Source organism: Faecalicatena contorta (assembly GCF_001404335.1).
Lineage (GTDB): Bacteria > Bacillota > Clostridia > Lachnospirales > Lachnospiraceae > Faecalicatena > Faecalicatena contortus_B.
Genome location: NZ_CYZU01000043.1, coordinates 1 through 12,520, shown reverse-complemented (window position 1 = coordinate 12,520; position 12,520 = coordinate 1). Strand labels below are relative to the sequence as shown.

The 12,520-nt window shown below is 47.1% G+C and carries 11 protein-coding genes; 1 reads left to right on the top strand and 10 read right to left on the bottom strand.

All coding sequences use genetic code 11. The features are described from left to right. Positions 1-17: 17 nt before the first annotated feature. From nadA to ARB69_RS18235, 6 genes are all read right to left on the bottom strand, one after another. Positions 18-923, bottom strand: a complete 906-nt coding sequence (nadA, locus tag ARB69_RS18260) for a quinolinate synthase NadA (protein ID WP_055154612.1) — start codon at positions 921-923, stop codon at positions 18-20. A 319-nt stretch (positions 924-1,242) separates the two neighbouring features. Next, positions 1,243-1,953, bottom strand: coding sequence for a deoxyribose-phosphate aldolase (gene deoC, locus ARB69_RS18255; protein ID WP_050639365.1), 711 nt, complete (start codon positions 1,951-1,953; stop codon positions 1,243-1,245). Positions 1,954-2,110: 157 nt separating this feature from the next. Continuing rightward, the gene (locus tag ARB69_RS18250; protein WP_055154611.1) at positions 2,111-3,067 is read right to left on the bottom strand and encodes a carbohydrate kinase family protein; all 957 of its coding nucleotides are present in this window, start codon (positions 3,065-3,067) and stop codon (positions 2,111-2,113) included. A gap of 15 nt (positions 3,068-3,082) precedes the next feature. Next, a complete protein-coding gene (locus ARB69_RS18245; protein WP_050639363.1) occupies positions 3,083-4,558 on the bottom strand; it encodes a sugar ABC transporter ATP-binding protein in 1,476 nt (491 codons plus the stop codon). Positions 4,559-4,580: 22 nt separating this feature from the next. After that, on the bottom strand, positions 4,581-5,594 hold the full coding sequence (locus ARB69_RS18240; protein ID WP_242843800.1) for a substrate-binding domain-containing protein: 1,014 nt from the start codon (positions 5,592-5,594) through the stop codon (positions 4,581-4,583). A gap of 162 nt (positions 5,595-5,756) precedes the next feature. After that, a complete protein-coding gene (locus ARB69_RS18235; protein WP_050639362.1) occupies positions 5,757-6,731 on the bottom strand; it encodes an ABC transporter permease in 975 nt (324 codons plus the stop codon). 256 nt (positions 6,732-6,987) lie between these two features. Here ARB69_RS18235 and ARB69_RS18230 point away from each other — a divergent pair, with 256 nt between their 5' ends. Continuing rightward, complete coding sequence (locus tag ARB69_RS18230; protein WP_050639361.1) at positions 6,988-7,551, top strand: GrpB family protein; 564 nt, start codon at positions 6,988-6,990, stop codon at positions 7,549-7,551. A gap of 137 nt (positions 7,552-7,688) precedes the next feature. Here ARB69_RS18230 and ARB69_RS18225 read toward each other — a convergent pair whose 3' ends face one another. The 4 genes from ARB69_RS18225 to ARB69_RS18210 are packed head-to-tail and all read right to left on the bottom strand — an operon-like array spanning position 7,689 to position 12,341. Continuing rightward, on the bottom strand, positions 7,689-9,677 hold the full coding sequence (locus ARB69_RS18225; RefSeq protein ID WP_055154610.1) for a hypothetical protein: 1,989 nt from the start codon (positions 9,675-9,677) through the stop codon (positions 7,689-7,691). Beyond that, positions 9,674-10,840: a GDSL-type esterase/lipase family protein gene (locus ARB69_RS18220; protein ID WP_055154609.1), complete on the bottom strand. Its 1,167-nt coding sequence runs from the start codon at positions 10,838-10,840 to the stop codon at positions 9,674-9,676. Before ARB69_RS18220 ends, ARB69_RS18225 begins: the two co-directional genes overlap by 4 nt. A gap of 17 nt (positions 10,841-10,857) precedes the next feature. Next, positions 10,858-11,691, bottom strand: coding sequence for a carbohydrate ABC transporter permease (locus tag ARB69_RS18215; protein WP_082202777.1), 834 nt, complete (start codon positions 11,689-11,691; stop codon positions 10,858-10,860). Beyond that, complete coding sequence (locus ARB69_RS18210) at positions 11,691-12,341, bottom strand: carbohydrate ABC transporter permease (protein ID WP_055154608.1); 651 nt, start codon at positions 12,339-12,341, stop codon at positions 11,691-11,693. Before ARB69_RS18210 ends, ARB69_RS18215 begins: the two co-directional genes overlap by 1 nt. Between the last annotated feature and the right edge of the window lie 179 nt (positions 12,342-12,520).

Here is a 12,520-nt window from a genome sequence, read left to right as displayed (position 1 = left end):
CAGCCCCACAGCCTTTCCTATTTCGCCAACTCCAGCATCCTTTCCAGTGGTTTTCTGGAATTCTCTCTCCGTTCATCCGATACCCGGACCTCATTTTCTCCGGTCTTCAGTACATGCAGTATTTTTCCCAGTGTAATCGTCTTCATATCCTCACATACAGGCTCGGTCTCCGTAAAATAAAACTTTTTTTCCGGATAATCATTCTCCAGCTTGTGACGGACACCATTTTCTGTGCAGATAATAAATTCTCTGCTGTTGCTTTTGCCCGCATAGTCGATGATCCCGGTGGTGCTGCCTATGTAGTCAGAAAGCTCCAGCACTGCCTTGGGACACTCCGGATGGGATAGAACCTCCGCCTCCGGATACATCTTCTTCGCTTTTCTGATCTCCGCAACACTCATTTTTTCATGAACCGGACAGTAGCCCTCGTTGTAAACAAAATTCTTTTCCGGAACCTGCTCAGCCACAAAATGGGCCAGATTTCTGTCCGGGATAAAAAAGATATTTTTATTGGGCAGGGCCTTCACTATTTTAACCGCATTTGCCGACGTCACACAGACATCCGAATGCTCTTTGAGTTCTGCAGTGGAATTAATATAACACACCACAGCCAAATCCTCGTATTGCTCCCGTATTTTCCTAATCGTGTCAGTATCCGCCATATGCGCCATTGCACAGTCCGCCGAAGCATCCGGCATCAACACCGTCTTCCCAGGATTCAGCACCTTGGCGCTTTCTCCCATAAAAGAAACCCCGCAGAACACAATCGTCTGCTCCGTAAGCTCTACTGCAACCTTGCTTAAATAAAAAGAATCCCCTATGTAGTCCGCAATGTCCTGCACCTCCGGATTCACATAATAGTGAGCCAGAATCACAGCATTCTTTTCCTTCTTCAACTTGTTAATCTCATCGGCTATTGTCATCTTTTTCACACCTCTCCCGCCCCTTGGGGCTTATGTATTCCTTTGCAGAAAAACTTCTGCGGTAAATTCTCATCATTATAGCACATAAGTTTACAGGTGACAAGACAGTAAAGGGGTCTGACCCCTTTGCCTTCCGTTTTCCATCAATTCTGAATCTTTATTTTGCCGGCAAATTTGCAAATTCTATTATACGCCCACTAATTAAGGGGTTTCCTAAACCACTTTGTATTTTCTCTTTATATAACGCAAAAAGATGCCGGAAAATTCCCGCATCTTTTTGCTATTTTCTGACTATGGAGTCCAAAAGGGTCAGACCCCTTTAAACCTCTTCTCCCAATACAACAGGTACCGACTTATACCCCACACCCATTCTGTCAATTCCCATATCGATCAGCTGAAGAAAGTGTTCTCTCGTCCGTATGCATCCGCTTCCTTTTACTTTTGCCTTTCCGTTCACTTCTTCCATAATCACTTTGATAATTTCCGGTGTAGCTCCATGGGCTTCAAAACCGGTGAGAAAACCGGTACTGGTTTTTACGAAGTCTGCCCCCGCATCCATACAGCAGTGGCACCCCCGTCTTACCTGCTCCTCATTTAAGGCATCTGTTTCCAGGATAACCTTGATTTCTCTTCCGTATTTGTGTGCCGCCTCTGCGCACTTTTTCAAGTCTTCGGTAACTTTATCGTATAATCCTGCTTTAATCCATCCGAAGTTTGCTACGATATCCACTTCTTTTACAGTATCGTATTTTGCTACATTTTCGATCTGCTGTACACGGGATTCTGTGGAGCTTGTTCCAAATGGAAAATCTGTTACCGGGCAGAGCATGGTGTCTGTCCCTTTTACGTATGGTTCACACAGTTCCATATATCCTGGATTAATGCAGATTGTTGCACATCCCAGTTTTACTCCATCCTTTGTCAGCTCAATGATCTCTTCCTCAGTGAATTCCGGCTTTAAGACCGAATAATCAATGTATGCGGCCAGCTCTCTGGTTGTCATGTCACACGCCTTTTTATCAGGTTTCATTTTGTCTCCTCCTATTGTCTTTTTATGATTTATTATCAACTCTTATTTAGAGTTAATTTCATTTTAATATTACTCTTACTTATCTGAATACAGATTTTAAACCAAAGCCCATTCTGTAAATGAATCCAAACACGAGCAGGATTACCTGCCACCCAGCTTATTTCTGCTTAGCCAGAAAGCTTGTAACTTCCTGCAGTGAGGGTGAACCTTTTGTACCGCCCCGCTTTGTCGCAGCCAAAGCACCGGCGGCATTCGCAAAGCTTAGGATCTGCGGAAAATCTTCCGGAACGATCTTGTCAATGCCGCCTTTTATCTTAATTTGATAGAGCAGTCCGGCAAAGAAACAGTCTCCTGCCCCTGTCGTGTCCACGGCCTCTATCGGATAAGATTCAATCAGGCCGGACCTGCCATCCATATAGTAATAAGCCCCTTTCTCCCCCAGCGTTATAATAACGATTCTGCATCCATATCCCGAGAGCATCTCCGCGGCCCTGTCCCAGCTTTCGGCGCCTGCCAGCAGACAGGCCTCCTCCTCCGAGGATTTATAAAGCGTTACATAGGGCAGCGTCTCCCGCATAATCCGTATCATGTCTTCTTCACTTTTCCAGAGATTGTATCTGTAATTTACATCCAATACGATAGGTATCTTCTTGTCGTACACCGCGCGCAAAAACCGCCAGGTTGCAGAACGCACAGGCTCATCCGTCATACACATTCCCGAAAAAGCAGCCATGGAAGATGCCACAGCCTTTTCTATCGGCAGTTCCTCTTCCCGGAGCCAGATATCCGCACCGAACCGCCGGGAGAAACTGAAGCTTCTCTCCCCGTCTTTATCCAGCGTCACAAATGCCTGGGTCGTAAAATGCATCGGATCCATAACACATCCGTCCATACTGACCCCATAGCCCGCCATCTTTTCCCGGATCAGACGGCCCATACAGTCCTCGCCGATCTTCCCCACAAACATCGTATTCAGTCCCAGTTTACTTCCGGCCGTCAGCAGATTCGCCACCGTCCCCCCCACCTCACATTGGTAAACTGGCGCCTCGGAAGTATACTGAGGCGCCGGGATAAAATCAATCAGGGCATCCCCGATTGCACATAAATCAAACATACTGCCACCTTGCCCTTAATTTGTTGCAAATGTCATCAGTGTCTCTTCCGAACATTCATCAATATCAAACAGTCCTGTCTGCCGTCCTTCGTTCATCACCATAATCCGGTCGCATGTGCCCAGCAGCTCCGGCAGTTCCGACGAAACCATAAGAATCGAAAGCCCATTTTCAATCAGCTGGTTTAGTATCTCATATATCTCTTCCTTCGCCCCCACATCCACACCTCTGGTCGGCTCGTCAACCAGCAGAATCTTGCAGTCCGCGGCAATCCATTTGGACAATACCACCTTCTGCTGGTTGCCGCCGCTCATAAAATTGGTAATTGTATGAGCGGAACCGGGCCGGATGTGGAACGTCTCAATATACTTTCTGGTGACTTCCGCCTCCTTTGCCGGCGTCAGCCTGCCGAAGCGGTTCTTATACTTTCTCAGCGCAGGCACGGTCATATTAAAAATCATATTCTGCTGCAGCATCAGCCCTTCCGCCTTGCGCTCCTCAGGAACAATTCCCAGCCCGGCCAGAATGCCTTCTTTCACATTTTTAAACTTCACCGGCCTGCCTTCCAGCTCCACGGTACCCTCATCTATGGGATCCGCCCCGATGACTGCCCTCAGAATCTCCGAGCGCCCGGCTCCTGCCAGGCCTGCAATCCCCAGAATCTCTCCCTTATGCAGGTCAAAATTAATATTCTCTATAACCCCTTTCCGGGTCAGTCCTTTGACCGAAAGCACCACCTCGCCGATATTCCGCGTTCTTTTTGGATAAATATCCTTCACATCCCGGCCGACCATCCTGCTGACCAGGATCTCTGTCGTATATTGCTCCACAGGTCCGCTTTCTACCATTTTCCCGTCTTTCATAATCGTCAGGCTCGTGCAGAGTTCAAAAATCTCCTTCAGCCGATGTGATATATAGATAAATGTGACCCCCTCCGACGCCAGCCGCTTCACAATATCAAACAATCCCTCCAGCTCACTGTCGCCCAAAACCGCGGTCGGCTCATCCAACACGACAATCTTGGCATTGCGGGACATCGCCTTGGCAATCTCTACCATCTGTCTCTTTGCAACGCTCAGATCTTCCACCACCGCCCGGGCATCCAGCTCCAGCTTCAATTCATCCAGGACCGCCTTCGCATCCCGCTCCATTTTCTTATAATCGATCTTTCCTAAGCCTGTTTTAGGGTACCTGCCCAGAAAAATATTCTCGGCTACAGTACGGTGAGGCAGCAGCATCAGCTCCTGATAAATAACCGCAATTCCCCTCTCAATCATCTTCGCAGGCGATGTATTCTCAATCTTTTCCCCGTCCAGCAGAATCTCCCCGCTGTCGAGAGAATAAGCCCCCGATAAAATCTTCATCAGGGTAGACTTTCCGGCTCCGTTCTCGCCGACCAGCGCATGGATCTCACCCTTTTCAACAGAAATTGATATATCATCCAGCGCCTTCACTCCCGGAAAGCTTTTAGAAATATGGTTCATTTTGAGCATCCCTGCCACCTCCTGTGCCTGTTTACAGTCCTTTACCTATCCAGTCTTTTACATTATCCTTATCCACAATTGTTGTATCCAGTTCCCAGCGGGTTTCCACTCCGTCGCCCTCCAGAATCTCATATGCAGCCTGCATTCCTTCCGGTGCACAGTATGGATATACAACAGTGAAGAACATATTGCCATCCTCAATCTCTGAAAATGCAACCTCCGTACCATCCATTCCGACGAGCAGGATGCCTTCATCCTCCCGGCCTGCCGCACGCAGCGATTCCAGCGCGCCCAGTGCCATCTCATCATTGTGGCAGTAGATGGCGTCGATCTCACCAGGTCCGAATCTCTGAAGAGTATCATCCATAAATGCCATTGCATCTTCACGGAGGTAGTCACAGTATTGGGTTGCAATTACTTCCATGTCTGGATATTCCTTCTCCAGCTGCTCTGCAAAGCCATCGTGACGGTCAATTGTCGCAGATGCGCCTGCCGTACCCTGAATTTCCACGATCTTTCCCTTCTTGTCCAGAGCCTCAGCCAGCTTATCTGCAGAAGCCACGCCCATCGGCTTGTTCTCTGCTCCGATAAAACAGGTAACGTCACATTCCACATTTCTGTCCAGCGTAACAACCGGGATGCCCTGCTCCATTGCCTTCTCACAAACAGGCGTCAGCGCATCTGAGGTGAGCGGAGAAATCAGCAGCAGATCGATGCCGCGGGCCAGAAGGTCTTCCACATCCTGCACCTGCGTTGCGGAATCGTTCTGTCCGTCCGTTGTAATACATTCAAATTCCGGATAATTTTCCTCCGCATATTTTACATTTTCATCTACCATGGCCACACGGAATGGGTGGTTCATTGTTCCCTGCGATACACCGATCACATACTTCTTATCACCGCTGTCGGAAGCTTTATCCGTATCTTCTGTCTTTGCCTCCCCGTTCGTAGCCTTCGTCTCTTTGGAGGCTCCATTGCTGCACCCCGCCGCCATGGTCGCTGCCATTGCCATACATAACATTACACTGAAAATCTTCTTTTTCATTCACCGTTCCTCCTCTTATAATTCTTGAATTTGATATGTACTAAAGCACTTATGTGCTGTTAGCCTTTATCCGCACTGCTCCCTCTATCTAAAGAGCCGCTGTTTCTGTCTAAACAAACTCTTTAGTCCTATACTGCTGTTCTATATTTAAACTGCCGTTACTTATCTGTTCTTCTTGGTCCTTCGCTCCAGCAAGACCGCAAGAATAATAATGACACCCTGGATTACCTTTTGAATAAATGGAGAAATGCCCATCAGGTTCAGGATATTGTTGATTACAGAGATCAGACACGCGCCAATCAGTGTGCCCACTACACTTCCGCTGCCTCCAGCCGTACTTGCACCGCCAATGTAAACCATAGCCAGGGCATCCAGTTCATAACCCTCGCCCGCTTCCGGCTGTCCGATGCCAAGCCTTGAGATAAAGATAATAGCGGATAACGCAGAAAGAAAACCAGTGATTACAAAGCACAGCGTCTCTACCTTCTTCGTGTTGATCCCACACAGCCTTGCCGCCTCGCGGCTGTCCCCCAACGCGTAAACGCTCCGTCCAAATTCCGTATACTTTAACACATAAAATGCTACCACAAATACCGCTAGAAATATGTACACCGGCACCGGAATCCCCAGGATGCTGCCCTGTCCCAGAAAGGAAAAATCTATACCGGAATCCCTCCAGTTCTGCGGAGAGCCATTCGCGATATACCTTGCAACACCGCGCAGAGCCGTCATGGTACCCAGCGTCATAATGAACGGGGCCAGTTTTCCTACAGTAACGCCGATCCCGTTGATCAGTCCCAGAACTATTCCGATCAGAAGGCTTGCTGCTATGGTAACAACCGGATGAATCCCTTTCTGCATCATAATCGCGGCAGATACAGCCACCACGCCCACAGTGGAACCCACAGACAGATCAACGCCTCCGGTCAGTACGACAAATGTCATCCCCATTGCAATAATTCCGTTCAAAGAAACCGAGCGCACCACATTGACCATATTCGCCGGTCTCAGAAAATTTGGGGAAATAATAGCTGCAATGATACAAATTAAAATTAACGCCCACAAAATTCCCATTGCCTTTAAATTTTTAAGAAGCGTGCCATTTCCGCTTACGTTCGATACCTTACCTTTCCCCATAACTAACCTCCTGTTTATTTGTCTCAAATGTATGATACATTTAATATATATTATTCATTTAATATTGTCAATAATTTTGTAAAATTATACTGAAAACTAACATATTGCACAAAAATACTACTTTTATTTTTGTTATATTTACGATGTACTTTATTTTAGGTTGTTTATGATAATTGTCCTTTATGCTATAATAAATTGGCATTTATTTTTGTTAAAGCAACGTGATATTCTGTTATTTTATTTAGGAGGTTTATTAATGAGCAGTACGCTTTCGGAGATGAGTTTGGAAGATTTATGGGAATTGTTCCCTATTTTTTTAGAACCTCATCAGGCAGTATGGAAGGAATGGTACGAGGAGGAGACAAGCCTTCTTATGGGGATTCTGCCGCATCGTGAGACAATGCGGATCAGCCATATTGGAAGTACCTCTGTTTGTACGATTTGGGCCAAGCCTATTGTGGATATTTTGATAGAAGTGCCGGATGATTCTGATATGGAGCTTATAAATTCCATATTAGAAGACAATGGTTATCTATGCATGTCCCGGGGAAACCGCAGAATTTCTTTTAATAAAGGTTACACGGAAAATGGATTTGCTGAAAGGGTATTTCATCTGCATTTGAGATATATTGGGGATCATGACGAATTGTATTTCAGGGATTATCTGATTGAAAATCCGGATATTGCTCATGAATATGAGCGGCTGAAGCTGAGGCTCTGGAAGGAGTTTGAACATGACAGGGATAGTTATACGGACTCGAAGTCGGATTTTGTTGCCAAGTATACGCAGATAGCGAAGGAGACGTATGGGGAAATTTAAAGCGTTCATTCATCATAAAATATAATTTCTTGCCAGAGCTAAAGCCATTGTCAGCCAAAAACTAACAATGGCTTATATTATTAATTATACTTCTTTTTTTGGCTGAAAGCGCTGCCCGCAGAAAGTATACTCTGGAGCTATTTTCCCCCATTCTCCTGGTATAGGGCAGGCTTCTTGGTTTTTAAGCGTCCCCCCTCCGTAATCTCCCGATACTTCAACGCATAATACAATGCCCAGTCCTGATCATTCGCCCAGGGATCATAGTAATGCCCTTTTCTCCCATTCACCCTTTCCGGAAAGACCATGGCACAGGATGCACAGCCGTCTGCAAAGAACAGGTTCAGGCATCCCCGCAGCGATGCCGAAGCCTGCGCATCCATGCAGTGGTTCCCGGTAACCGCTCCGTATCTGGCATACTCCACCCCTGTCAGCGCGCTCCAGTAATGCGGAAATGTATCCCCATACATCCTGTTTTTCCCAAACCAATACCCGTCCCAGTGCCGGATCGCGTTTTCGAAAAGATGGTAATCCGGCTGTCTTCCGTTAAACAATGATAATATGCGTAATTGCCTTTCTGCTTCTCTTAAATACTCTTCCTTCCCGGTTATCTGGTATCCCTGAAGAAGGCATGACACCGCCGGGGCAACGATACTCTGTTCATAAGAAACCTCCGATGCCGGATAGTACACTCCGTTATTGCAAATATGATCCGCATGCACCTTGGCATAATGTGCCATTACTTCCGCCTCCCCGGACAAACCTGCTTTCAGCAGCTCTTCCCGGAGTTCATAAACCGGGATTCCGATTGCATAAAATTCGGTTCCCCGCTGTTCATAATACCGCTTCATAACCTGATAAGCATCCTCCAGATACTCCTGTTTCTTCCAAAGCCGGAACAGCTCAAGCTGAAAAACCGCCATCCAGGGATAGTTATACATCCTGTGCCAATCCAGATTATAGGAAATATCGTTGTATACAATCCCCTCACCTCTGCGGTACAACTCTCTGTAGACATATGTTACATAATCCTTCAGACTGTTTTCCAGATCCCCGTCCCGGCGGCGCTGCAGCCATAAGGCCATCAAAGCCCCCATAGCCAGGCGTTCCCTCCCCCCGTTATGGTCATCCGCAGTATGATCGTAATAGCGGCAGTCTTCCTCCCTGTCATAAATCAGATATGCCCCGTCCAGAGAAGTACTGCTGCCGTGAAACTGCTGTTTCTCAGCCAGGAATTTGCACCTCCTGTCCACCATATCCTCAAGTCCGGCAGCGCAATACAATAACGCAAAGGTTTCTTTGCCATACATGTTTATTCGAAACCGGTATTCCCCTTCTTGTTCTGCCGGATATTCCGCCGATATCCAGAGAACCTCCTTCTCTTTCTTTATAGCAAAAGGAATTTCCCTGGCTCCCAGCATAATTTTGATTGCCCCTGGATCAGCCTCCCCCTTTACCGCGGCTTTAAAACACATAGTCTCACCGGTAAAATACGTACTCCGCTCTAAAAATACTACGGGGAAATGCGGCACCTCCAGTAGCTCACTGTAAAACCTCTCCCTCGTGTCAAACCAGAAAAGTTCCCATTGAACCACCGCCTCCTCCCCCGGTTCGATACAGCCGATTACAGGGTGGAGAATAAAGTCCCCCCTGTCGTCACTCCTCTGATTCAGATCCCGTTCGATACTGTATGACCCAATATTCCCCTGCAGGAGCTTTAACCCCAGGTTTGCTCCCTCCCCGGACATTCGAAGCGCCATAACATAGGCCGCATGATTTCCACAGAACAGGTGCGTATGGCATTTATAAGCAAGGCACTTCTCCGCCTCTTCGTAGCTGTCATTAAAGGTAGTGCAGATCCCGGTATCCGTCTTTTGCAGAAAAACGGGAAATTCGGAGACATTCTGAAACCGGTAGGTTTCCTTTAAGTTCCCGGCCTCCGTAAATTCCCTGGACACCTCGGCTTGTATGCCATCCGGGCATATTACCTCCCCCCACAGCCTGCCGCCTTCGATCCAGTTCATTCCCGCTTGATCGTCTTTATGTCCTAAAAATGTCAGATAGCCTCCTTCATTTTCCTTTGTCACAAATGCCTGATTCCATTTTCTGTGATCCGTTTTTATTTTCATACGTTTCCCCTTTCACCAAAACACTTATGCATGACTTCCTCAGCCATCAAAATCCCACCTTCTGTATTGGGATGCACGCCGTCTCCCAGATGCAGCCCTTCCGCCATACGGCATGGATTTACACGGTCTGCAACCGCTCTGTCAAAATCCACAAACCCGTTCGCTAACCTCTGCTCCCGAATCCATTGATTACATTCCTGCCGGATATTCTCACATTGGTACGGCCATGCTGCATCTCTGCTCTGGAACGGAGGCAGCGTCCCTATGTAAACCTGCCTTGCTGTTTTTTTCAGCAGGAAGATCAACTGTGACAGGCCCTGAATCAATTCGCCGGAGGTCACAGCCTCCTCCAGCCGATTCTCACCATATGGCTGCAGTATGTCATTTATCCCTTCGAGTATGACCGCAATATCCGTACATCCTCTGTATTGGCCTTCTGCCCGTCCGATGCCGGATCGTCCCATTTCTCTGCCATTTCCCGCAAAACGTTCCACCTCCATTGCGTCGCGCAAGACCCGGTTCCCGCATATTCCTCCGTTGATAACCGATACCTTTCCCGGATACTTTCTATAGAGCCGTTCCGCCAGTGCATCCGAATAAAATGACATATGAGTAAGGGAGTCGCCGAAGAGAAGAATTTCCCGCACATTGCTGTCAGTCAATACCTGGATTTCCGTGAAACCGAATATGATTTGAGGTTTTATTGCTTCTTCCTTCACAAATGGAAATATCTCTTCCAGTTCCCTCCCGGCGCTGCTTTCCCCTTCCGGTTGGCGCCTCCTGTACCACGCAGACCATCCCCCTGCCGAAAATGTAGTACAGACAGAGCCGATTTCGAGCACTTCACCAACAAAGATATCAACCATAATCTCATTTCCGGCCTGAACAGGCAGGTTCACAGCATCACTATAAAATTCTTCACCCGCATGAATGGTTATCTCTGCTCTCCCCTGATACGTAACCGCCTGCTCTCTCCGTCCGTCTGAAATCCTGACCGCCTGAAAATGAAGCGGCGTATTTCCATAACGATTTGAAAATCTGACTCTTACGCGATTTCCTGAGAGATTATTTTTTGCATACATCCTGCAAGCCGTTTCTTCTATCCGCCCGATCGTTTTTCCATAGTCAATGGGCTCATACCCCCAGCTGGTTTTCCATTTCATCCTGCAGACACTCCTTCCTATCCCTTGACTGACCCGGCCATTACACCGCTAATGATGAATCTCTGCATGAAGAGATAAAAGACCAGAAGAGGCAGTACGCCCAGCACCATCATCGGGAACAGGCTGGTCCAGTCCGTGGAAAACTGGCCGATGTTCCGGTAAACCTCCTGCAGGATGACATCGTTTTCCCTTGTCTGTAAGAAGTACAGCGGCCCCATAAAATCATTCCATACATTCAATGTATTCAAAATCGCCACGGTAGCAATCACCGGCTTAAGCAGCGGAAATGTGATCGTTGAAAATGTCCGGAATACTCCCGCGCCGTCGATCTTGGCAGCCTCCTCCAGCTCAATCGGGACGGTGGAGATGAAGTTTTTCATCAAAAATGTGGCAAATGGAATATTAATTGCAATATCGATTAAAATAACAGCCAGCAGCGAGTTCATAAGCCCCATCCCGCGGATCAGCTTGTAAAGTCCCATGATTGACATCTGATAGGGAAACATCATGCCTGATAAGATCAGCAGGAATACGAACTGTGTGATTCTATATTTTCCTTTTCTGTTCAGTACATATCCGCACATGGAGCTGGTAAATATAATTCCCACAACCGAACATGCCGTGATGATCAGCGTATTTTTAAATGCCCGTGGATACTGCATATCCTGAAATGCCTTTATGTAACCGCTAAAATCTATAGAGGACGGAAGTCCCATCGGATTCAGGGCAGCCTCGGCCCCTGATTTGAAAGTAGTCACAATCAGATAATAGACCGGAATCAGGACAACAACCGCCAGCGCGATTAAAACTAAATGCTTCAAAACGTTGATATAAATCTTTTTCTTCTTCATTATCCCAGCCGATCCTCCCATTTCTTAAATACTCCCAGCATCACTGCCGCAACCAGCATGCTGACTAACAAAAATACCATTCCAAAGGCCGATGCATACCCATAATTTCCATCCGAAAACTTGGAGAACATCAGGGACAGAATCGTCTCCGTCTGATGTGCCGGTCCCCCGTTTGTAGTTGCCAGAATCAGGTCAAATATCTTCAGGCCCGATATAGTACTCGTTACAAAATTGATCTTAATGGCCGGCGCCAGTCCCGGAATTGTAATGTGCCAGAACTTCTGCAATCCGTTCGCCCCATCCACCGAGGCGGCCTCATACAGCTCTTCACTAATGCTTTGTAAACTGCCCAGATAAATCACCATGGACCAGCCAAACCACTGCCACACAGAAATCGTAATAATAGCGAACAGTGCAATTTGCGCATTGCCCAGAAAATTCACCTTCTCAAATCCCATTCCGGTAAGTACCTGGTTGATAAAACCGTAGTCGCTGGAGGACATCAGATATTTCCACAGATAACCAACAACCAAAGTGCTCAAAACTGCCGGCGCAAAGTAAATGGCGCGGTAGATATTGCTCCCTTTGATTTTTGAATTCAGAAATACCGATACGGGCAGAGAGATCAGGCTCTGTACGGTAACCGTCACAAAAGCAAAAATAAGTGTGTTTTTGATTCCCTTTGCCAGAATAGGGTCGTCAAATATTTTCCTATAATTCTCTAAGCCGTTAGTTACTATTCACAGTCGATTTAGCGTTCATTCTTTAGGAAGCTCGTAACAGAGCTTCTTTTTCTTTGCCATAATGCACAAACATAGTGGTCATATTT